General features: G+C 39.7%; 21 protein-coding genes and 1 riboswitch. Of the genes, 13 read left to right on the forward strand and 8 right to left on the reverse strand.

What is annotated here, in order from left to right; translation table 11 throughout:
- The first annotated feature begins 151 nt into the window (after nucleotides 1-151).
- From IEU71_RS03925 to IEU71_RS03935, 3 genes are read left to right on the forward strand one after another with little or no spacing between them, the layout of a single operon-like run.
- Nucleotides 152-3,298: a pectate lyase-like adhesive domain-containing protein gene (locus IEU71_RS03925; RefSeq protein WP_143471449.1), complete on the forward strand. Its 3,147-nt coding sequence runs from the start codon at nucleotides 152-154 to the stop codon at nucleotides 3,296-3,298.
- Nucleotides 3,299-3,309: 11 nt separating this feature from the next.
- Nucleotides 3,310-4,197 carry a hypothetical protein gene (locus IEU71_RS03930; protein ID WP_004910924.1) on the forward strand — a complete coding sequence of 296 codons (888 nt, stop codon included), beginning with the start codon at nucleotides 3,310-3,312 and terminating at the stop codon, nucleotides 4,195-4,197.
- A 39-nt stretch (nucleotides 4,198-4,236) separates the two neighbouring features.
- Nucleotides 4,237-4,857, forward strand: a complete 621-nt coding sequence (locus IEU71_RS03935; protein WP_036066433.1) for a hypothetical protein — start codon at nucleotides 4,237-4,239, stop codon at nucleotides 4,855-4,857.
- Nucleotides 4,858-4,962: 105 nt separating this feature from the next.
- Here the strand turns inward: IEU71_RS03935 and IEU71_RS03940 are convergent, their stop codons facing one another.
- Nucleotides 4,963-5,727, reverse strand: a complete 765-nt coding sequence (locus IEU71_RS03940; RefSeq protein WP_004910926.1) for a WxL domain-containing protein — start codon at nucleotides 5,725-5,727, stop codon at nucleotides 4,963-4,965.
- A 260-nt stretch (nucleotides 5,728-5,987) separates the two neighbouring features.
- On the opposite strand from IEU71_RS03940, the gene IEU71_RS03945 reads away from it, so the two are divergent.
- The 8 genes from IEU71_RS03945 (at nucleotide 5,988) to thiD (ending at nucleotide 13,026) form a co-directional block, all read left to right on the forward strand.
- On the forward strand, nucleotides 5,988-7,058 hold the full coding sequence (locus IEU71_RS03945; protein ID WP_004910928.1) for a WxLIP family cell surface protein: 1,071 nt from the start codon (nucleotides 5,988-5,990) through the stop codon (nucleotides 7,056-7,058).
- Nucleotides 7,059-7,337: 279 nt separating this feature from the next.
- On the forward strand, nucleotides 7,338-7,934 hold the full coding sequence (locus tag IEU71_RS03950; protein ID WP_036068147.1) for a hypothetical protein: 597 nt from the start codon (nucleotides 7,338-7,340) through the stop codon (nucleotides 7,932-7,934).
- Nucleotides 7,935-8,176: 242 nt separating this feature from the next.
- Nucleotides 8,177-9,688 (forward strand): peptide chain release factor 3, encoded by a 1,512-nt coding sequence (locus tag IEU71_RS03955; RefSeq protein WP_004910937.1) that lies wholly within the window; start codon nucleotides 8,177-8,179, stop codon nucleotides 9,686-9,688.
- Between the two features lie 158 nt (nucleotides 9,689-9,846).
- Entirely contained in the window at nucleotides 9,847-10,299 is a 453-nt protein-coding gene (locus IEU71_RS03960) for an XRE family transcriptional regulator (protein WP_004910939.1), read from the forward strand.
- Nucleotides 10,300-10,310: 11 nt separating this feature from the next.
- Nucleotides 10,311-10,754, forward strand: coding sequence for a hypothetical protein (locus tag IEU71_RS03965; RefSeq protein ID WP_143471448.1), 444 nt, complete (start codon nucleotides 10,311-10,313; stop codon nucleotides 10,752-10,754).
- Nucleotides 10,755-10,834: 80 nt separating this feature from the next.
- Nucleotides 10,835-11,377: a hypothetical protein gene (locus tag IEU71_RS03970; protein WP_004910942.1), complete on the forward strand. Its 543-nt coding sequence runs from the start codon at nucleotides 10,835-10,837 to the stop codon at nucleotides 11,375-11,377.
- A gap of 106 nt (nucleotides 11,378-11,483) precedes the next feature.
- Nucleotides 11,484-11,580, forward strand: a riboswitch (THF riboswitch).
- 41 nt (nucleotides 11,581-11,621) lie between these two features.
- Nucleotides 11,622-12,179, forward strand: coding sequence for a folate family ECF transporter S component (locus IEU71_RS03975; RefSeq protein ID WP_004910944.1), 558 nt, complete (start codon nucleotides 11,622-11,624; stop codon nucleotides 12,177-12,179).
- A 34-nt stretch (nucleotides 12,180-12,213) separates the two neighbouring features.
- Nucleotides 12,214-13,026 (forward strand): bifunctional hydroxymethylpyrimidine kinase/phosphomethylpyrimidine kinase, encoded by an 813-nt coding sequence (gene thiD, locus IEU71_RS03980; protein WP_004910946.1) that lies wholly within the window; start codon nucleotides 12,214-12,216, stop codon nucleotides 13,024-13,026.
- 37 nt (nucleotides 13,027-13,063) lie between these two features.
- Here the strand turns inward: thiD and IEU71_RS03985 are convergent, their stop codons facing one another.
- Nucleotides 13,064-13,747, reverse strand: a complete 684-nt coding sequence (locus IEU71_RS03985; protein WP_004910948.1) for a DUF6198 family protein — start codon at nucleotides 13,745-13,747, stop codon at nucleotides 13,064-13,066.
- A 337-nt stretch (nucleotides 13,748-14,084) separates the two neighbouring features.
- Between IEU71_RS03985 and adhE the strand changes: the two genes are divergently transcribed.
- The gene (gene adhE, locus IEU71_RS03990; protein WP_004910950.1) at nucleotides 14,085-16,787 is read left to right on the forward strand and encodes a bifunctional acetaldehyde-CoA/alcohol dehydrogenase; all 2,703 of its coding nucleotides are present in this window, start codon (nucleotides 14,085-14,087) and stop codon (nucleotides 16,785-16,787) included.
- 43 nt (nucleotides 16,788-16,830) lie between these two features.
- Here adhE and IEU71_RS03995 read toward each other — a convergent pair whose 3' ends face one another.
- From IEU71_RS03995 to IEU71_RS04020, 6 genes are all read right to left on the reverse strand, one after another.
- On the reverse strand, nucleotides 16,831-16,989 hold the full coding sequence (locus IEU71_RS03995) for a hypothetical protein (RefSeq protein ID WP_004910952.1): 159 nt from the start codon (nucleotides 16,987-16,989) through the stop codon (nucleotides 16,831-16,833).
- A 132-nt stretch (nucleotides 16,990-17,121) separates the two neighbouring features.
- Nucleotides 17,122-17,661, reverse strand: coding sequence for a YagU family protein (locus IEU71_RS04000; RefSeq protein WP_004910954.1), 540 nt, complete (start codon nucleotides 17,659-17,661; stop codon nucleotides 17,122-17,124).
- 295 nt (nucleotides 17,662-17,956) lie between these two features.
- Entirely contained in the window at nucleotides 17,957-19,384 is a 1,428-nt protein-coding gene (gene gnd / locus IEU71_RS04005) for an NADP-dependent phosphogluconate dehydrogenase (RefSeq protein ID WP_004910957.1), read from the reverse strand.
- Nucleotides 19,385-19,678: 294 nt separating this feature from the next.
- The gene (locus tag IEU71_RS04010; protein ID WP_004910959.1) at nucleotides 19,679-20,077 is read right to left on the reverse strand and encodes a VOC family protein; all 399 of its coding nucleotides are present in this window, start codon (nucleotides 20,075-20,077) and stop codon (nucleotides 19,679-19,681) included.
- A gap of 2 nt (nucleotides 20,078-20,079) precedes the next feature.
- The gene (rlmD, locus tag IEU71_RS04015) at nucleotides 20,080-21,561 is read right to left on the reverse strand and encodes a 23S rRNA (uracil(1939)-C(5))-methyltransferase RlmD (protein ID WP_004910961.1); all 1,482 of its coding nucleotides are present in this window, start codon (nucleotides 21,559-21,561) and stop codon (nucleotides 20,080-20,082) included.
- An 81-nt stretch (nucleotides 21,562-21,642) separates the two neighbouring features.
- Complete coding sequence (locus IEU71_RS04020; RefSeq protein ID WP_004910962.1) at nucleotides 21,643-22,806, reverse strand: DUF998 domain-containing protein; 1,164 nt, start codon at nucleotides 22,804-22,806, stop codon at nucleotides 21,643-21,645.
- Between the two features lie 275 nt (nucleotides 22,807-23,081).
- Here IEU71_RS04020 and IEU71_RS04025 point away from each other — a divergent pair, with 275 nt between their 5' ends.
- Nucleotides 23,082-23,309, forward strand: coding sequence for a hypothetical protein (locus IEU71_RS04025; RefSeq protein ID WP_004910965.1), 228 nt, complete (start codon nucleotides 23,082-23,084; stop codon nucleotides 23,307-23,309).
- Nucleotides 23,310-23,325: the final 16 nt, after the last annotated feature.

Consider the following 23,325-nt stretch of genomic DNA (forward strand, 5'->3'; position numbering starts at 1 on the left):
AGTGCGTTCTTGAGATGATAAACTAGTCATGAGTCGCAGTTCCTTTATGGTTGTTTTAGACAATTACCATTAAAGGCACTGCGGCTTTTTTATTCAAGTGTTCGGTTTAATTTTACAATCTACCATAAGTATACAAGAGAGAAATGACAACATGAAAATTAAAATATCAATATGCCTATCGATATTACTAATAAATATTTTAATTTCACCAATAATGATGGTTGCAGCTGATGAAGTGAATGCAACGAGTTCAATGGCAACATCAGTACGTGATGAGCAAAAGGTCATGGCCTCAGACGAAACAGTGAAAGAAGCGATAAAGGAAGCACAAACAGAATCTTCCGACACAAAGATAGATAAAAGCAACAAAAAGACCACTGAAGTTGAATCTAAAGATCATTCTAAAACAAGTAGCACTAAACGTGACATATCCTTATTAGATATGGCTGGGCAAGTAACAGTGACCAATGCAGCTGAGTTTACGGAAGCATGGAATACCGCAGCTGTGACTAAAATAACAGTAACTGATGATATTGATTTGAAGTATGATGCTGAGTTGAGAACACAAGAAACTGGTACAGCGGCGCCCACAATCTCTAATGCAGAAAAGGCAGTCGATGATTATATGGTGGACGCACTAAAGCCTAGAGCTAATAATATTGAAATTACATCTAACAATAAAACTATCAATCTGAGTTCATCCGTTTTCACTGTTAGACGGGCATCGGGCACAACTAATACAAGGATTGTAACGCGATATTACGGTTTACCAGTATCAACTGGTGTGGCGCCTGATATTAATATTAATCACTTAACGTTTACTTCAGCAAGTGCAGATGACTTTAAAAGTATGTCCGATTTTCGTAATAGTATCTTGTATCGTGGCACAACTAGCGCGTCAGGTGATATTGGTGGTACGTTAACATTATCAGACGTAACAGTGGCGATTGATAATGATCCTGCAACCGACGCAGGTAATACCATGTCTGCCTTTGTAGTACCGGGTATGAACATCGAACTTTATAACCATATTGATATGCAAACCCGAGGTACTCAACTGATGGGCTCAAATATTCATGCTGATGCCTCAGTCCGTTATAGAGGTATTCATGATAATGTACCGGGGGTTATTGGTGTAAATTCGTTTAGTTATTTAGCAAATACATGGGCGTTATACAATAACTACTATTCAGGTAGTAGCTCAGGAACGTACCAAAATTATACTAATACTATTGCTAAAAATATTGATATTGAAAAAGGTGCCAAAGTTTACATGTCACGGTTAAATTTTGGCGCAACAAATAATGCCAGTCTATCATATCAAAATGGTGTGATAGATGGCGCCATTAGTAATCTTAACATTGCTGGCACGCTGATGATGAATGTCAAAGATGATGGATTTGTTTTTCAGTCACGCCGAGGTAGCACCGTTAACATGTTGACAACCAAAATTAACGTTGCCTCTGCTGGTATCTTGGCAATGAACGGGACTAATACGACTGCTTCTGATTATTCTGGTGTTATTCAAGCACCTGCTAATCTCGTTCGAGGAGAATTTAACATTGCCGATGATGCGACTTTCTATTTAAAAAGTGGTCAGGGCTGTCAGACATTCTCTATTCCTGCTGGTGTTAACGAAACCAATGGCGGGATTGTTTTTAACGTTGAATCACCAAAATATATGTTAATTGCAAATCATAAGAGAGAAACTGATGCCGATGTTGCTGGTGCTGATTGGACGGGATATACAACTGGGTATATGCAATTAAACGTCAAGCATTCAGATGTTTCATTTTACAGTTCTGTCACGAATTATAATAATGGCAATCATTTAACTTATAATGCCCCTGCCGGATATAGTAGTTGGAAACGAGTTGGTATTGCAGACATGATGCAAGAAACTCAAGTTGGATCTACAGATAGTAGTTATTATAGTTTAAAAGAAACGCCTGAATCAAAAGTTACTGGTTCGGCAGGTGCTTTATGTAATAACAGATACTATCGTGTTTTTGAAATTCAGTCATACGTATTTAACTGGCTTAAATGGGTGCCGATGTCTGAAGCTGATACAGATGCAAAGTTGGCGCTGATTAGTGACGCCGAAAACCAAGAAGAAGCAGTTAGTGATGCGGATCGGTATATTCGTGGTCAATATGGTATATCAGAAAAACTGATTCCTAATTTTGCATTGCCAAATGCTGAGTGTGATGGAATTGCTGACTTTGAAAGCACAGGTGGTGCTAACAAACAAGTGACATGGGAAAGCAATCAGGTTGGCGTTAAACAAAACACAGTAACGACAAATAGCAATGGTATTTTTGTTTTTGAAAGCAATCGAAGTCAAGACTTCTCAATTCCAGGCGGTGATGCAAATAACCATGTTAAATATCAACAGGGTGATGATACAGTGTCTGTCACAGTGGATGGTGGAACCTATGAAACAAAGGTGGCATCAACACCAACCTACGCACCACAAGTCTATTATTTGCCCGCAGTGAATGTTGTTGGTGGCACAATCACTTTTAAAACATCAATGGCTGCGGATAACATTCTGATTAATGGTGAAGACAATGCTGAACAGTATGTCACGTTAGCAACACTAACAAAAGCTAATAATTCTGCGAATGGTGATGGGAAAGAATGGTCATTTAATATGACTGATTATAATAATGCCCATCAAGATGATCCAATTGAAGTTGGTGAAGGACTGGAGTTTTGGGTTATTGGAAATGATCAAGGTGTTGAAGCAGAATCAACTCGAACGACTTATACTTATCATGATTATTTGGCAGAAGCAGTTGGGTATCGGTTAATTGCTGCAGATGATTCATTGCCAATCATAGCTGATACAGTTGAAAAAATGACATTTGGTAATCTGAAACGTGGTAAAGATGGCTTATTTAATCGGGCACCGCTTGATTTGAGTCTGGACTACGGTCACTTAATAGTTGCTGATGGCACAATTCAAAAAACAACACCTTGGCAGATGCAAGCGTCATTGGTTGATAAAGGCTCTTTTGGCGATGATGAGTTACAACTTGAGTATGTTAACAGTACAAATGATAGTTCATTTTTGAGTAACGAAGGCGATTCATTATTGGTTGCTACGGCCCCTAACGGAAATAATGGCGATATGGTTGTGGAATTGGATACATCTTGGAACAAAGTAAGTAATGGTCAGGGCTGGTATTTGACGTTAAATAGTTTGAAAAAGTATTCGGTTGCGGATTATATTTATGATGATATAAAAACGCCGATAATGCAATGGACGCTAACAAGTGTACTTGGAGACGACTAAGGGAAAATATAATGTTACAAAAAATATTAACTTTTGCAACGGTTATTAGTCTATCGATTCTTATAAACCAAACAGTTGTTGCAGATTCAATTGAGTATGGGTCTGTAACGAATGGATTAGAGTTCGACGTGTCAAATAATTCGTTGCTAAATAACATTAATACTAATAGTGATTGGGGTACAGTGGGAGAGGTAATAAACCAAGAAAATGAAGGTATTATTATCGAAGATGGTGTGGGTTTTACACATTTCCCAGTCTTGAACTTCGGTGAAATAACGGAGAGCTCACTTGACGATGGACAAGTTGTGCAAAAATCAGACACGAGTTATAAAGTTTGGCCACTTTCTAATGTGCAACAAGTGGGAGATCAATCTGTTATCACACGACCATATTTGCAAATTGTAGATCAACGTTCTGATAAAGATGATCAACCTCTAAGCATTTCTGTACGTATGACGCAACCTTTCCAAGGTATGTATCGTGAGGCTGGGAGTGATAAAATTGATGTTCAACCGAACTTATTGGTGAGGACTGTGCCCTTTTTTGATTACAGCATCTCCGGATTGATTAATACGACGGGTCATTTTACTCAAAATTGGGGTGGCGAAGTAGGCGCTGGATCGGAATGGACTTTTGGACCAGATAGTTTAGAGATGACGGCTGGACCATCAGCAGATAGTTTTGGCACTATGAGCTACGAATATGGATCACTGAAAAATCAAACGAATATTGAAGCAGGTAGCAACGGTAATAGAGCTGGGACAGCTACTTACAACAGTAATGAACGCATTAAAAATGGTATATATCTTGAGTTACCTCGCAATATAGTTTTAAAATCAAAAAGTTATCAAGCAGAGTATACATGGTCAATTGTTAATGGGCCCAACAGTGATAGTTAGCGTAAAATTTGCAATCGTAGGATGGTGGAAAGATTAATAATGCTAAAAAAAATATTAAAAGGGTGTCACGTTATTGTTGTTATTAGTATTTTAATATCGTCTTGTTTGATGATGAATGTATCAGCTAAAGCCGATACGTCACATTCTAGTATCAATTTTGCAGATGGAGCAATTGATATCTCAGTGCCATCTCTTGATTTTGGTGAAATAGATGTAACATCGCTACAAAATAATGATACTACGGCTCAATTTTTTCAAACATCATTAGGTCATATGAAATATTATCAAGGGGATGCAAAGTTAGTAGCGACGGATAAAAGATTTAATTCACGAGACGGTTTTCGTATTACTGCATCAACTGATGGGGATTGGTATCAAGGTGAGGATAAGGTTGCTGATGTTACGAAATTGGTGTTATTTATGAAAGATCCAGGAGATGACGATTTAAACATATTGTATGGTCCTGGCGCTGTTGTTATGGACGTTGACTCGCCTATTCTAGGTGAGAATAGCGAACGTAGTTTTAATTATGATGAGGATTCGACGGATCATGTTAATTTTGGAATTTTTGTCCCTAATAATGCTGATGTGAGTGCGCTTAAAAATAAGACGCTAACAACAACAATTACTTGGACGACAAGTGATATTCCACAAGTTTAGTATAGATAGCATTTTTTTAACAATGATTGATATCAAAAGGTTATTCTGAAAATAGTAAATTAAAGGAGCGGATAGTAGATATATCCGCTCCTTTAATTTACTATTTTATGATAATGACACCAATGGGACATCGTTCATAATCCAAGTTAATTCTGCTTGATAATGCTTATTCATAATAGTGGTTCCCGCGGGAATGTCTAATGAAAAACCACCAACAACATAGTTTCTTTTGCCATTATTTTTCTGACTAAATGTGTTGGTCCAATCACCCGCAGCTGTTGTTTCTTCGCCCATCATCATGCAAACTGCTTGCTGATCGGCAAAAGCTTGATTATTGTAATCCCGTGTATTAGCTGTTGATCCTAATTCGGTACCGCTTAAATTATGATCAGTAGTACTAACTTTTAGTTGTGCATTGGCAAGTGTTTCACCATCAGCTGTTTTAAAGTCACCGGTTTGAATCACGGATGCGCACCAGACATGTGCATTCGAAACAGTATGCACTTGAACGAATGGATTGACGTTCACTTGCTTATTATTCAAGAGCACCTGATCTGCGGAAGGATATAAGGTGTGACTTGTTTTTAATAGAAGACTTTCATTGCTTTTTTTACTTGCTAAACTATCGATGATTGGCGAAAAATTTAGTTCAGAAGCATAAGCGACGTATATACCATCTGATCCAATTGTTGACATAGCAGTGTTGTTAATTGGCTTCACTGGTGTGTCATTGTTAATAATTGTAATTGGTTTATTCCCAGAAAGCCGTACTGTCGCTTTTGAAGTGTGGTGACCATCAGCTAACGCTATGCTTACAGGTGCCATTGCCAGCGCTAGAAAACTCAGGCTACCCAATAAATATTTTTTCATACAAAATTACCCTCAATTCTTCTTTACGTTTAGTGTATCAAATGGGTTAGTTTAAATTGGTAATAACTTTCGAATAGATTGTGACGAGTTGTGAAGAAAGTGTTGTGATCTGCCAATCCTTTTTGTTAATTAGGTGTTGCGTCATTTATTGCGGTTTAAGGACACAAAAAATTCCCATTTTGTCCACAAAATGCGCAAAGTGAGGTCACAAACTATTGGTATAGTAAAACTATAAATTGAAGTTGAGAAGGTAAAAAGTTATGCTAATTAAAAAAATTGGCCTTATTTTAGCGACAGCAACATTTTCTATGACACCATTACTTGGATTAGCGCATGGTGATGAGTCGTCATCGTCATCTGCTGATTCAGGAGCTATGGGGATGCGTGTTAGTGCCGTTTTGCCAGAAAATCAAGTTAATAAGGATCATACTTATTTTGATTTGTTAGTAAAACCCAATGACGAGCAAACGCTTGTTGTCAATCTGACTAACACGACTGACAAATCACAAACAGTGACGACGGCAGCAGCGGCTGCTAAAACTAATATTAACGTTGTGGCTGAATATGGTCCCTCAAAAAATAAATTAGATAAGTCAGCACCGTTTGATTTTGGAAAAGTCGCTGAGTTGCCGAAACAAGTTGAAGTGCCAGCTAATAGTACAAAAAAGTTAGAAATAAAGGTTAAAATTCCTGATAAGCAATGGCAAGGTATTGTGGCGGGTGGTATCACAATTACACAAGCTGCCACTGCAACAGAAAGTAACGCGTCAAAAAAAGCTGGCGTTACGATTCGTAATCGCTACGCTTATGCTATTGGTGTTGTGCTACAAACGGCTGAGAAGACAGATGTCAAAGAAAATCTCAGTCTTGAAAAGGTAGATGCTGGGCAAATCAGTTCACGCAATGCGATTATTTCAGAATTGCATAGCACGACGGAAGCATATTTGAATGGTATTTCAATTACATCCAAAGTAACCCGTAAAAATAGTAAAAAAGTGTTATATGAAGCCAAAAAAAGCAAGATGCAGATAACGCCAAATTCAGTTTTTGCATATCCGCTATCTCTTGACGGACATGCTTTCAAACCCGGCAAATATACGATGAACATGACAGTTAAGTCGAAAAAAAGCACTTGGCATTTTACAAAAGATTTCACAATCACTAATGAGGAAGCTAAGAAGTTGAATGATAAAGATGTCACGCTTGTTCATGATGAGGGCTTTAATTGGTGGTGGCTTGTGTTAGCCGGTGCAGTCATTATAGCAATCATTCTGTTTTGGTGGCAACGTCGAAAGAAGCAGAGCGTCAATAATGATGTTAAGCATTTCTAGGGGTTAATCGGTAGAACTTTATTAAAGTGTCACTTTGTCCCATCATTTTTAAATTTTAAGCGTACAAGGTGGCAAAGTATTCTTGATAAATGCCAAAAAACATCTTACGAATCAATAAAACTTACAAAATCAAAAAATAAGGGGACTGCTATTGCGCTGCTGTGTGCTTAAATGGCATTCCCTTTATCAAGTGCTGGAAACGCAGTTATTGGCAGTCCAATAATAATATATGTTGATTCTGGTAGGTAAATATGTGTAGTTATAAAAGGTAGGTTAGTTATGAAAATAGTCAATAGAATCATTATTGTGATTTTAACGGCACTAATTGCCCAGTCGCCCATTACAATTTCAGCTGATACTATTGTTAGTAGTTATATTCAGTTCCAGAATGGTGAACTGAGCATGTCTGTTGATGATATGGATTTTGGTGTTTTAGATACGAGTAATCTCGAGGATACAGATAACCAGACATTTATGTCAGACCTTGGACATTTCGTGTTATATAAGGGAGATGCTGAGTTAACAGTTACTGACGACAGGCTTGATAGTAATGATGGGTATACAGTGACTGTCAGTACTGAGGACGATAATTGGTATGATGATTCAGAGTCAGTAGTAGCTACAACTGATAGTATGGCTTTAGTACAGCTAATTTCTGATGATGAGATTAACTTAATTTCTAGCGGGACTAGCACGCTCGTGAAAACCGTCGATAATAGTCCCATTGCGCATCAAGAAGTTATTCCACTTGACAATAGCAGTACAGATATTGGGTATGCGATTTTAGTTCCAGCGAGTGTTGATGTGTCTAATTTGTTGGGAAAATCAATTCACACTAGTGTCGTCTGGACACTTGGTGATACGCCTTCTGAATAGTTAATGTTGTCAGTAAGATCGCGTAATGTCATCATCAAAAAAGATAAAACCCTTGTAAGTTTTATAAGTGAATATGTTTGTTATGAAAAATGTTTCACGTGAAACACTATTTCGATTAAAAAGGGCACTTTCTAATTGAAATGTTGTCAGTAGTTTTGTTAAGTTTCTTAGCGTGTTTGATTTAGTGGCTGTTGATTAAAAAGCTGGCCGTCGACTTGTTTTTCGGGTAAAATAGAAGTACTATGGAAAACTTTCAAGAACAACTAAAAAATCGGCGGACTTTTGCGATTATTTCTCACCCCGATGCTGGTAAAACAACCTTAACTGAGCAGCTATTGTTGCATGGTGGCGTGATTCGTGAAGCTGGAACGGTTAAAGGTCGTGGCTCAAATAAGCTGGCCTCGTCTGACTGGATGGCAATTGAACAACAACGTGGTATTTCAGTGACCTCGTCAGTGTTGCAATTTGATTATGAAGGTAAGCGAATTAACATTTTGGACACACCGGGGCACGAGGATTTTTCTGAAGATACCTATCGAACGCTGATGGCGGTTGACTCAGTTGTCATGGTTGTCGATGCAGCCAAGGGAATTGAGCCTCAAACAAAAAAGCTCTTTGAGATTGTGTCGCAACGTGGTATTCCCGTGTTTACTTTCTTCAACAAGATTGACCGAGACGCACGACCAGCGCTTGATTTGGTTGATGAATTAGAGTCTATTTTAGGTATTCAAGCCTATCCAATGAACTGGCCAGTTGGATCAGGACAAATTTTGCAAGGCATTTATGATTTGCAAAAAGATGAATTAGTACCTTTCAAAAATGCCAGTGATCACCCAGAAGTTGTCAGCGAGGCAATGGATGAAATTGAGTTATTACGTGATGCGGGTAACGAATTTGATGCCGATAAAATTGCTCATGGCAAATTGACCCCAGTCTTTTTTGGGTCAGCCTTGGTGAATTTTGGTGTGACACAATTTTTGCGTGAATATTTGACCTATGCGCCGGCGCCTGCTGCTGTGACAACAGTTGACGATCAAGTAATCTCGCCAGACAGTCCACAATTTACTGGTTTTGTCTTCAAAATTCAAGCCAACATGGATCCGCGTCATCGTGATCGCATTGCCTTTGTTCGTATTGTCAGTGGTGAATTTGACCGAGGTATGGATGTCACTTTACAGCGAAATGGCAAGAAATTAAAGCTGTCTAACGTTACACAGTTCATGGCTGAAGAGCGTGAAAATGTACAAACAGCAGTACCCGGAGACATCATTGGTGTCTATGATACCGGAAACTTCCAGATTGGTGACACGATTTATGCTGGCAAAAAGAGTGTGCAGTTCCCTGATTTGCCAACATTTACCCCTGAATTGTTTAACCGTGTGATTGCCAAAGATGTGATGAAGCAAAAGTCTTACCATAAAGGCATTGAACAGTTGGTACAAGAAGGTACAATCCAACTTTACAAGTCTTCGAATGGTGGTGATTACATCATTGGTGCCGTTGGACAATTGCAATTTGAAGTGTTCCAGTTCCGTATGGAAAATGAATACAACGTCGAAATTCAATTTGAACCAATTGGTTCAAAAGTGGCACGTTGGATTAAACCAGAAGAACTTGACGAAAAAATGGGTTCATCTCGTAATTTACTTGTTAAAGACCGTTATGACGCGCCAGTTTTCTTATTTGAAAACAAGTTTGCACTCAATTGGTTCCATGATAAATACCCAGATGTGACACTAGAAGAAAAAATGTAATGTGACCTAAACCACAAAATCAATAACGATTTTGTGGTTTTTGTTTGCCTTTTTGGTGATAAAATTGTGAATACATACGATAATATATTACATTTTAGGACAACAATGTGTTATTATTACATGTGAAATAGTTAACGAAAGCAAGGGGAGAATATATCATGGCTTTTCATATTGATGAAAATCACTATAATGAAGCATTAAAGTTTTTTATTAGGGAAAAGGGTGTGCCAGTAAAAATCATTTTGGCACACGCTGATATTTCACGTAGTCGTTTCTATGGTTATTTAAATGGGTCGGGTGATCTTGCAATGAGCAGATTACTCTCGATTTTGGAAGTGATTCATGTGTCACTTGACGAGTTTATGTTGTATGCGCGTTCATTAAAACCGGTCAATACCAACATGCAGTCACAACCAGAAGCGCCAATTGTTGATGAAGCAATGGTGGAAAACGCATTACAAATATACAAACAAACCAAGGATGTTGCGGCGATTGGAACAGCTATTACACAAATCAAAGCACATGATTCGGAAGAGGTTGCGGGAAAATTATTTAAAAAATTTTACCAACAGCTCGTAATATTTTGTGCAGACGTCATTATTTCTCGCTGATGGATGCGAATTTGTTATTAGATATCATGGACAATCTACGCTACGAGGATTTGCAAACAATTTTACCGTTTGTACGCAAAACAATTATGCAACAACAAGCTTGTCAACAGGCTGGTTTCAAAATGGAAATCGTACGTCAACAAGCATTACTCACTGTAATCTATCGGTACACATTACGAGCGTTTCACGAAAAAGCAAATGATGATACTAAGCGTGATTTTGATCTTGTTGATAGTCTTGAACCAGCTATCAGCGATTGGTATACGAACGTTATTCGTAAATTGATGACCGTGATAAAAACACTCATCGTTGTCGGTAATGAATATGAGGCGCGAGTGGCATACAATAACATTTTGGCAGCCGTTTATGCGATTCAACCACAATCGGCTTGGAATAATTATGAGAAGCTCATGCACAATAACTTCAATGATTTCAAGACATACGCTATGCCATAACCTCATTTAATTCGGGATTCGCATTCAGTTTTGGTCGTGACTTATGTTAAAATGTAGTAACACCACATTGGAGAAAAATAATGGCATATTACACACAACAACTTTTTAATGGCCAAAGAGATCGCATTTTGCGTGTCGTTGACGCTGCGGATGAAACGCAAGCAACAGCAGGCTTTATCCATATTTTTGACGAACGTCGCCCGTTTGATTTTGAATACGCAACGGAATTAAGTAATGGCGAAATGACACAAGAGGAATTTGATGAACAGGGTGGTGCTGGCAACACATTCAGTGCCAATTTTATGCCTATTGCTCAAAATGAGGATGAAGAGATACCTGCAGAAGTGTTTGAAGAATGGGCTGGTCTAGTTGGACGAGAGTACGCCTTAATTCCTAACTTGCACATCAATATGTACCAACAATCACTCAAGGCAGAAATTGAAGATATTGATAAAGATACTTTTGAAGAACGTTTGATGGAGTTAATCACACGTGTGTTGGGCTCATCTGTTGTGGGCTTTGAAGAAAAGTCATTGACACTTTATCCCAGCTTCTTAATCCAAGAGCAACCTGAACAGGCTGAACCACAAGGCCCTTCAACGCAAATCATTTTACCAGAATAAGACGCTGCCTAGAGGTGGCGTTTTTTTACGAACAATTAGCTAACTTTAATACCAACGTTCGGTTCATTTGGTGTTACAATGTTCGTTGTCGATAAGACAAAATAAAATCGGGGTAGATTGATGCGCGTTAAGTGCAGCGGAAACGGAATGTGGGTCGCTGACGAAACACGCTTGTGTGCGGTGCATCAATCACATTCACCAATATAATCATATAGGTGAACACTCCACTCGGAGGTTCTTTATTATGGAAAGTACATCGCGTACATGGGCGCTGTCAAAATTAGACACACGCCAATTTGTTGTTTTGGCATCTTTAATGGCCATTGACATGGCGTTAAACAAATTCACTGTTGGGACGAACGTGCTACAAGTCAGCTTTTCGTTCGTGGCAATGTCTTTGATTGCCAAGTGGTATGGTCCGCTGTGGTCGATGTTGATTGCTGCCGTATTAGACGTGGTTAATATCACGATTGTTAATCCCGGTGTCTTCTTCATTGGGTTTACGTTGACGGCGGTTGTTTCAACATTAATTTATGCGCTAGCTTATTATCGTCAAGATCACACAAGTCTATGGCGAATTATTGTTGCCGTTGGATTGGTGTTGCTCATCACTAACATTGTGATGAACACAGCTTGGCTGGTAATCATGTATCATACAGCGCATGATTGGCCATCATTGGTGGCGTTCGCAATACCAAGAATTATCAAAAACTTAATTATGTACCCAATCCAAGTTGCTATCACCTATTTCTTTCTAAATAATCCGGTGGTACGCCGCACAACAAAAATAATTTTTAGTTAAACAGCTTCGGCTGTTTTTTTGAAAGCAGGTTATTATGACAAACGAATTTCCTCAAGTATTAACAATTGCCGGTTCTGATTCTGATGGCTCAGCTGGTATGCAAGCTGATTTACACACCTTTTTTATTCGTAAGACGTATGGCATGAGTGTTCTAGTGGCAGCTGTTGCGGGTAATTCTTACGGTATCCACGCAGCGGAAACATTACCATTGGCGTTTATTGACCAACAGTTTGAGGCTTTGGCTGATGATTTTAAAATCAAAGCTAGTAAGACGGGAATGCTGTCTGATGCAGCTTTAATTGGTACGGTAGTTAAGGCATATCAGACTTACGATTTTGGGCCATTGGTCGTTGATCCCGTTATTACTACGAAACATGGGACACAATTATTAGAAAATGAAGCGTTCAAAGCTTTGAAACAACAGCTGCTACCATTGGCAACTGTTGCCACGCCTAATTTTTTTGAGGCACAATTGTTAACAGGACGAACAATTCAAAGCGAAACAGACCAAGCAGCGGCAGCACGGGACATTCAGGCACTAGGTGTTCAGAATGTCATTGTGAAAGGTTGGCATCATCAAGATGACCAACAAGAAGTTGCAGACTACGTGTTACTAGCTGATGGATCAGATTTTTGGCTGCGCCATCCTTATTTTGATACGACACATATCAACGGTACGGGCGATACGTTAAGTGCCACCATTGCAGCTGAAATTGCCAAAGGACAGTCAGTCGCTAATGCCATTCGTATCGCGCACGATGTGACAACGGCAGCTATTGCTAGCGAAATAGCGGTTGGCCATCAATTTGGTCCAATTAATCATTGGGCAGCTCAAAATATTGATTAAAAAAAGTGTGAGTTGATAAATTTCAACTCACACTTTTTTAGGCTTGGCCTGTGATATCACCATGGACAAGCCGTTTAAAAATATGTCGGTCGGCCCAAGCGATGTTACGACCTTGGAAAAGAAAAGATACAACTGTGCCTAGTCCTAAGGCCACAAGCTGGTGACTGAAAGGGAAACAGACTGCTGAAATACCAATGGCAACAGCAAAGTTACTCATTTGCGCTTTACTAGCATTGCCGTGAAAATAATCAAACCGTAAAATGTTGGTCAAGTCATCAAGGGGATGTAGAATCCAATTGACACGCTGATAAATGGAGATAGCAACACCAATCGTCCACACCGCAAAAATATCGATTGGAAGTAACCACCACCAAGCAAGATGTCGAATGCCTAAGGAGACAAAGAGATTAGCAAAGACGCCAACCAACAAACTAAACGACATGCCAAACACAATATTGCCAATTAAACGGGGCCAATTAAAGTGCATGGCGAGCCACATGTTCAAGAAAGCGACACTCGTAGCAAAAAAAGCAAGGAATAAACTGATCGGCGCACCAGTTAGATTGGATAAATTGGCAGCACCAGCCGTCCAAGGAGCTGATCCCATTGCAGTTGCCACACTCAAACCATTTCCAAAAGAATTGATAATTAAAGATACAACGAAAAAACTAATTTTTTGTTTGTACCCTAACTGGTAAAATTGTCCGTCAATATAATACATGTCGTCTCATCCTCAAGCTAATATATTATCTTATTATAGCATTGTCGTCGTAAAGTGCTTGGTACATTTAGATTGAGAGTTCACGATTTCATAACATTTAGGGCGCAATGTTTACACTTTCTTCAAAGAATGGTTATATAATAAGCCGTAGGCGTAATATTAAAAAATATGCCGATACTGTGATTAAGTACACAATATTATTTCCGTGTTTGTAAGCGCTTGCAAATGTACATTTATCAGGCGTTTAACAAATAAAAATTAAAAGTGTTGCTTTTTCTTGACACTTATTATATACTTAGATTGTTAAGAAATGAGCAAACAAAAAGGAGCACAAATTATGGCAGAAGCAACTGCAAAGAAGCCCGCTAAAAAGGTTTTGACACCTGAAGAAAAAGCTGAATTGACAGCTCAAGCTGAAAAAATGACGGCCGAATTGGTCGAAAAGTCACAAAAAGCTTTGGCAGAATTTTCAACATTTTCACAGGAACAGGTTGACAAAATTGTTGCCGCAATGGCATTAGCTGGTTCTGAAAATTCACTATTGTTGGCCCATGAAGCCCACGATGAAACTGGTCGAGGTGTTGTTGAAGATAAAGATACCAAGAACCGTTTTGCCTCTGAATCCGTTTATAACGCGATTAAGTTTGACAAGACAGTTGGCGTTATCAATGAAGATAAAATCCAAGGAAAGGTTGAATTAGCAGCACCACTTGGTGTATTAGCTGGTATCGTACCAACAACTAATCCAACGTCAACAACGATTTTTAAGTCAATGTTGACAGCTAAGACGCGTAATACGATTATCTTCGCATTCCACCCACAAGCACAAAAGTCATCAGTTCACGCTGCACAAATCGTTTATGAAGCAGCTGTGAAAGCTGGTGCACCCAAGAACTTTATCCAATGGATTGAAAAGCCTTCAATCTACGCTACAACTGCTTTAATTCAAAATCATGGCATCGCTTCAATCTTGGCCACTGGTGGTCCATCAATGGTTAACGCCGCTTTGAAGTCAGGAAACCCATCAATGGGTGTTGGTGCTGGTAATGGTGCTATCTACTTGGATGCAACCGTAGATACTGACCGCGCTGTGTCAGACTTACTTTTGTCAAAGCGTTTTGATAATGGTATGATCTGTGCCACTGAAAACTCAGCGGTTATCCAAGCGCCAATTTACGACGAAGTTTTGGCTAAATTACAAGAACAAGGTGCTTACCTTGTGCCTAAGAAAGACTACAAGAAGATTGCTGATTACGTCTTCAAGCCAAACGCCGAAGGTTTCGGTGTAGCCGGACCAGTTGCTGGTATGTCAGGTCGTTGGATTGCTGAACAAGCTGGTGTTAAGATTCCTGAAGGCAAAGATGTTTTGCTGTTCGAGTTGGATCAAAAGAACATTGGTGAAGCTTTGTCATCAGAAAAGTTGTCACCATTATTGTCAATTTATAAAGTTGAAAAGCGTGAAGAAGCCATTGAAACAGTTCAATCATTGTTGAACTATCAAGGTGCTGGTCACAACGCCGCTATCCAAATTGGTTCACAAGATGACCCATTCATCAAAGAATATGCTGATGCAATCGGTGCATCACGTATCTTAGTTAACCAACCAGATTCAATTGGTGGTGTTGGTGATATCTATACAGATGCTATGCGTCCATCATTGACGCTTGGTACCGGATCATGGGGGAAGAATTCATTGTCTCACAACTTGTCAACATACGACTTGCTTAACATCAAAACTGTTGCACGTCGTCGTAACCGTCCACAGTGGATCCGTTTGCCTAAGGAAGTTTATTATGAAGCAAACGCGATTACTTACTTGCAAGAATTACCATCAGTTAAGCGCGCCTTCATCGTGGCTGACCCTGGTATGGTGCAATTCGGCTTCGTTGGTAAGGTTTTGAGCCAACTTGAATTGCGTCAAGAACAAGTCGAAACAAACATCTACGGTTCAGTTAAGCCTGATCCAACTTTGTCACAAGCAGTTGAAATTGCACGTCAAATGGCTGATTTTAAGCCTGACACAGTGATTTTGCTTGGTGGTGGTTCAGCATTGGATGCTGGTAAGATTGGTCGTTTCTTGTACGAATATTCAACACGTCATGAAGGTATCTTGGAAGATAATGATGCTATCAAAGACTTGTTTACAGAACTACAACAAAAGTTCATGGATATCCGTAAGCGTATTGTTAAGTTCTACCATGCACGTTTGACGCAAATGGTTGCAATTCCAACCACATCAGGTACTGGTTCAGAAGTGACACCATTCGCGGTTATCACTGATGATGAAACACACGTTAAGTACCCATTGGCCGACTATGAATTAACACCTGAAGTTGCCATTGTTGATCCAGAATTCGTGATGACTGTACCAAAGCGCACAGTTGCATTCTCTGGTTTGGATGCTTTGTCACACGCCTTGGAATCATACGTTTCAGTAATGGCCTCAGAATTTACACGTCCTTGGGCTTTGCAAGCTATTAAGTTGATTTTTGATAACTTGGCTGATTCTTATCACTATGATCCAAAGAACCCAACTAAAGAAGGTCAAAACGCACGTACAAAGATGCACTATGCCTCAACTTTGGCAGGTATGTCATTTGCTAACGCCTTCTTGGGTATCAACCACGCCTTGGCCCACAAGACTGGTGGTGAATTCGAATTGCCACACGGTTTGGCCATTGCGATTGCAATGCCACATGTGATTAAGTTTAATGCCGTAACTGGTAACGTAAAGCGTACACCTTATCCACGCTACGAAACTTATACAGCACAAAAGGACTATGCTGACATCGCGCGTTTCCTTGGTTTGAAGGGTAACACAGATGTTGAATTGGTTGATTCATTGATTGCAGCTGTTAAGGATTTGGCTGCGTCAGTTGAAGTTAACCAAACATTGTCAGGCAACGGCGTTGACAAGAAGCACTTTGACGATTCTTTGGATAGCTTGATTGATTTGGTTTACAATGACCAAACAACACCAGGTAACCCACGCCAACCTAGTTTGGCAGAAATTAAGCAATTGTTGAAAGATCAATTTTAATTAATGTTCATGAAAAACACACACAACATGAGTTGTGTGTGTTTTATTGTGTCATCACATAAATCAATAATGCAATTATCACGATGATAACCAAAATTATAGTGCCCTTAATTGATAGTAAGCTCAATCCACGCTCTGCGTGGTTGGTGACATCGTTTAAAGTATCATCTAAATCATTGCGACCAAAACTGTCTTTTTTCATGTCGTTCTCCAAAGGGTAAGTTGACGGGATATATTTATCTGATTGCTAGATATTGTAATGCAAATTAATGAGGAATACCAGTTGTAATAAAAAACAAAGGATAAGTTTATCCTTTGTGTGTCAAACTTAGCATTAAATATTTTCAAGATGACCTTTTTTATCTTTAGCGATTAAGTAGTAAACGGTTGCGGCAATTGACCATGCCCAAACGATATGTCCCCAGAATTCTGAGAAATGTTCATCGAATGGTTGATGCCATGGTGCAGGGACAGTTCCAAAGGCGGGCATCAAGATGACGTGCCACACAATCCAAAGAACGATACCATAAGCGGCACCTTGCCACAAGCCAATTTTTGACCAGTATTGTGATACAAAAACGTACAAGACTGAAAAGGCGATAGCAAATGAAAAGTGCAAAATTAAGGTGAACCAGAAAACTTTTTGATCTTGTGAATAGTAGAAGTAAGATTCAACTAATTTTTTTGGGATACCTAATTGCATGGCCATGTGTTGTGGCGGATTAATCAGGTTACGGGCAATTGTACGAGGTGGAAAAATATTTTCCCAACCAATTTTGACCATGCCGGAAATCATACCGGCGATGAAACCGTACCAGACACTTTTGATAATGATTTCTTTGAGACTAGCCTTTGGCTTATTTAAAACAAACATCAACACTCTCCTTAAAATGTGAATAAAATAACAAACAAATACTAATTGTAAACGTTTATCAATTAGTTGTCAAGACAAGAAGTTGCAGTAGCTATTATCATCAAAAAAATAGGACAAAAAACCGCGACACCATTTTGATACAAACAAAAAGCCACCCAATTAATTAGTAAAATTTGATAGCTTTAAAATGAGTATTATTGTCTTCCGATTTAAGTCTCGGAGCTCTTACACTAACAAATAGATAGTTATTATGAGAAATAGTGAACATGAAATCACATATTACCACAGGTTAAAATTAGGCTTCATCATACCAAGAATAGTGGAACATTTCACCGGCTGGCTTATCCACGCGTTCATAAGTATGAGCGCCGAAGTAATCCCGTTGTGCTTGAATCAAGTTTGCTGGCAAAACAGCTGATCGGTAGGAATCGTAATAGGCGACTGCGGCAGACAACGATGGTGTTGGCACACCGGCTGACACAGCCAGTGCAACAACACGGCGGGCTGCACCTTGATACTTTTCAGCAATGTCTTTAAAGTAGCTATCCAAAAGCAAATTATGCAAATCACTTTTAGTTGTGTAGGCGTCAGTGATTCGTTGTAGGAATTGTGCTCGGATAATCGCACCAGCACGCCACAATTGCGCAAGTTCACCAAATGGTAGATTCCAATCATAATGATCTGAAGCCATCCGTAATTGGTCAAATCCTTGGGCGTAAGACATGATTTTACCAAAGTAGAGTGCCTGACGAACATCTTCTGCGACGCTGTCTTTGTCACCATCAAAGGTAAAATCAGGACCGTTTAGCAAATCGGCAGCTACGAGACGATCTGCTTTTAGCGCTGAAATATAGCGTGCGTAAACAGATTCAGTAATCAATGACTGTGGTGCACCAACTTCAAGTGCTGATTGTGATGACCATTTACCAGTGCCTTTGTTACCGGCGCGATCGAGAATAACGTCTACTATTGGCTTGTCAGAGCCCAAATCATCTTTGCGAGTTAGAATATCGGCTGTGATTTCGATTAAGTATGAGTTCAATTCACCACTATTCCAATCAGCAAAAGTCTTGGCCAAATCATTGGCATTCAAATCGAGTACACGCTTTAGAATATCGTATGATTCGGCGATTAATTCCATATCACCATACTCGATACCATTATGCACCATTTTGACGTAGTGACCGGCACCATTTGGACCGACATAAGTAACGGTTGGCCGACCATCTTCTGGTGCTTTTGCGGCAATTTCTTCTAAAATAGGTGCCACTGAATCATAAGCTTCGCGTTGACCACCGGGCATTAGCGATGGTCCTTCGAGTGCGCCTAATTCACCACCAGAAACACCCATGCCAATAAAGTTGATGCCTGATTGTGAGAGCTTTTCTGAACGACGAATTGTATCTTGGAAGAATGTGTTACCACCATCAATGAGCAAATCACCTTTTGATAGATGTGGCAGCAACTCGTCAATCACATCATCAGTGCCTTTACCAGCTTTAACCATTAGTAAAATACGGCGTGGGGCTTTGATAGATTGTACAAAATCTGGGATTGAATAACTAGGAATAAATGATTTATCAGCGTGCTTTTGAACCAAATCGTCTGTTCGCGCGCGAGACCGATTAAACACTGAAACGGTGTAACCACGTGACTCAATGTTGAGTGCCAAGTTGCGACCCATTACTGCTAAGCCAACAACGCCAAAATCTGACTGTGTCATACTATTTACCTGCTTTCCAATAATCGTATTTATACGTGATATGAACTGCGATTTTTATTTTGAATTGTATTTAACTTACTATCCCAAAATCTATTAGTCAGTGTCTCATACAACGGTATAAAAGAGTGCCTACTTTCCAAAATAAAATAATAGATTTGTTACTTTTATGGTAACACGCACATGGCTTTTGTCACTTGATATGTTTGTGAAAATTGTGAGTTTTTTGTGTTCAAATTGGCTTTTGAAAAGATGTTGTTTTAACCATTAGCGCGACAATAAAAAAAGCCTGATGACTCAGACTTCTTGGTAAACGAGTTCAATTTTTAATCGATCTGGATCTTCGAAATAAAGAGCTTGGTAATCTTGCCCGCCAGCGTATGGATATTGTTGCGGGTACAATTCTTTCAGATTAAGCTCATGAATCCAGTTACGCCAGTAGTCAAGTTCCTGACGTGAGGCGACATGGAAAGCGAGATGGTTTAGACCATTGTGCTTGCGATGGAAACTTGGTGATAAATAGTTGTCTTCGGTTTGGACAAATACTAAGTAGGTGTCACCTAATTTCATTGAAAAGCCAGCCGACCATTCTTGATAAAGGTCATAGTCGAGTGCTGTTAAAAAAGGTAGCCAAAATTGACGTGATTTCTCCAAATTAGCAACATTGATTTCAATATGGTGTATCACACCGCGCATAGTTAACCTCGTTTTGTTAATTTAACGACACCTTCCCAACGGGCAGTCTGTGGGAACATATCAATACTTTGAATATAATCAACCTGATAGACTTGTGCGAGATCAACTAAATCACGTGCTAATGTGGAAGCATTACATGAAATATAAACAAATTTCTCGGGTTTTGTGCGTAGAATTTCGCGCCGTAAAGCAGTGTCTAAACCAGTACGTGGGGGATCAACAATCAAGGCGTCGGCCACCCAGCCTTGCGCTTGCCACTTTGGAAATAAGGCTTCGGCTGTGCCAACTTCATAATGTGCATTTGTGATATTATTGCGTGCAGCGTTGTCATTGGCATCATCAACAGCCTCTGGTACAATTTCCATGCCACGGACTTCGCCAGCTTTGTCTGCTAATGTAAGACCAATCGTTCCAACACCAGCGTAGGCATCAACGAGTTTATCTGCATGGGTCAAATTTAGCGCGGTTAATGCTTCTTCATACGCCACAGTCATTTGCGTGTGGTTGAGTTGCATAAACGCCCGAGGCGATAATTGGAAGGTCTTGCCGAGAATGGTCTCTTCAATCGTGTCACGGCCCCATAATTTGAGCGTTTCCTCACCCCACACCAAACTCGTACGACCGGGATTGTAATTTTGGAAGATACCCACGACTTCAGGTAATGCTTGATTGATAGCAGCAATTAAAGCCGTATCTCCCGGGAAACCATCAGTATGCGTGACAAAAGTCAATTGCACGTCACCTGTTGTGTGTGAAACACGGGCGATAATTGTTTTCACAGTTCCGCGATTTTTATCTTCATTATAAATGGAGACAGACAGTTTATCGAGCAGTTCTGCGACCTTGCGGATAACTTTCATGGTGGCTGGGTCTTGCGTGTGTACAACGGGCAAATCGACAAGTTCATGACTGCCGCGTTTGTACATGCCAACACTTAATTTATCGCCAATTTTGCGAACGGGGAATTGCGCTTTATTACGGTAATCGTATGGGTTGTCCATGCCGATTGTGTCGCGTAATTCATAGTGTGTCCAGCCACGGGGTTGGAATTTTTCGAGTGCTTGGGCAATGACGTCTTTTTTGAAGGCGAGTTGCGCCGGATAGGTCATGTGTTCAAGTTCAAAGCCACCCACAGTATCAGCGTACTCATCGAGTGGTTTGACACGTTGTGGTGATTTCTCACGAATTTTGAGCACTTTGGCGGCGATGTATTTTGGTTCGACTTCCGTGACTTTCACCACAGCGACTTCGTCTGGTAAAGCGCCGGGGACAAAGACAATCTTGCGTTTGAAATAGCCAATACCCTCACCATTAATACCCAATCGTTTGATTGTTAATGGGAAATTTTGACCAACGCGAACATTGACCCCGTCTTGTGCGCCATGATTGGGTCGGCGGTTGCCTTTAAAAGACTGCTTATAAGTCGTCTTTTTTGGTGTATTGTTGTGACCGTTTTGGTAGGGCCGTTTTTTTTCTGTTGTCATGTTTTACTTTCTGCATTGCAATGCCAAATAGCGGTTCGTTACGTCCTTAATCATACCATGTTTGGATAAAGGAAAGGCACCTCAAGAAATTTTGACGACAAATGTTTGGTAGGCATGATAATACAGCCGGTAGATATTTTGTAATAGTAATAAAATCCAACTTAATGTCAGCCCAAAAGCAATGATTTCAAAAGCTGTCAGAGACAAATAACCAATGACTTCAAATAGCAGCATCGTGACGACCAAAACACCACCAATGACGTATGAAGTGACCATAAATTCACGCGGTGCATTTGGTAATAACCACCGATTGCCAGCCATCAAAATTAAAATAAAATAGACTAAGCCGTTGGCGATTTGATCATGAATAAAATGCAGTTGTCCGGCGTTATTTGGAAAGGCACCAATACCTGCTAGTGAGATGGCCGATAATGTTAGCAAAACGCGTAAGACAATCAGTCGGTGATTGCCACGCATGACTTGTTGCAGTGGTACAAACAAATAATCGACTAAGGCAATCCAAATTAAGCCAGCCAAAATCAAAGTTGCGTTAAATTGCCAAGCGTCAAGAGCGCCGTCTGTTCCTAAAAAGCTCAAGTTATATTGCCACCATAGCCGTGAACTGTTGGTTACCATCGCAATTAAGACGCCGCCAATCATAGTCATCACAAAAATGGCAGTAATAAATAAAGTCGAAATTGATAAAGCGGCGTAAATCATCAAAAAATTAATAATCGCATCAAATAAAACAAATAACACCACCGAGGTGAATAAATCAAAGGTCACATTTTGAAATAAGTAATTAATTGCCCAAAAGAAACCAGAGGTTATAAAGGCTAAAATAATCGCAAAAGCAATCAATAAAGCAGGGAAAACACGCCAGCTCGTTTTGCGCTTGAGTGAATTAGGTTGACGACGAACTTCTTGAACATAAGTTACCAAAAAACTAAGCATACCACTCATTTCGCCTAACAGAATGACAGCGCTGGCAATTGAATTGTCGCCGCCTAATGGTAATTGAAAGTGTCTTTGATACAGTGCATAACCAATGAATAACAATGCCGCCAACACTGATGGGACTAGGAAATGTCGCAGTGATAATGTTTGAATTTCATTTTGACCGTCTATTGGGTGTAGCGTGAGCGATCCGTTCCGTAAAGTTAAATGAAATGATTGTTCAGGCTGTAAGTGCAATTCAGTGACAACTTCTTCAGGTAAGTTGATATGGTAGGGTGTTTTAGACATGATATTCTCCAATAACATCTAGTTTATCATGACATCACTAGGGGAAAACAACTAATGTAATAAAATAAAACAACAATTCAATAGTTTACACTTGTGTTATGTCACAAATGTGATATACTATAAATATAGAGAGGAACAAGAAAAGTGAGTGATGAAATCTCACGAGCCTCTTTTTGATAAAGGAGATGTAACTAGATGTTTAGAAGCAGCAACTTTATACAAGACTACGCCCACAATCGTGTGCGTGGTCAAACTAACGAGGACGGCGATTGACAATGAGATTTGATATTAAAGCATATTTAGATGATAATTCGCTAACGATTTATCGTGTGGCGAAGGATTCTGGTTACGGGTATACAACGATTCACAAGTCGTTTAATAAAACACAATCAGACGCAACGAGCTTGAATATGCGCGATCTTGACGCACTCGCGAAGGCACAACACAAAGCAATGTGGGAAGTGCTCAGAGAACTTGAGAAACTTTATTTTGATGAACAGTAAACAAGTGCTTGGGGAA

The sequence above is a fragment of the Leuconostoc falkenbergense genome, assembly GCF_014634805.1.
GTDB classification, from domain to species: domain Bacteria; phylum Bacillota; class Bacilli; order Lactobacillales; family Lactobacillaceae; genus Leuconostoc; species Leuconostoc falkenbergense.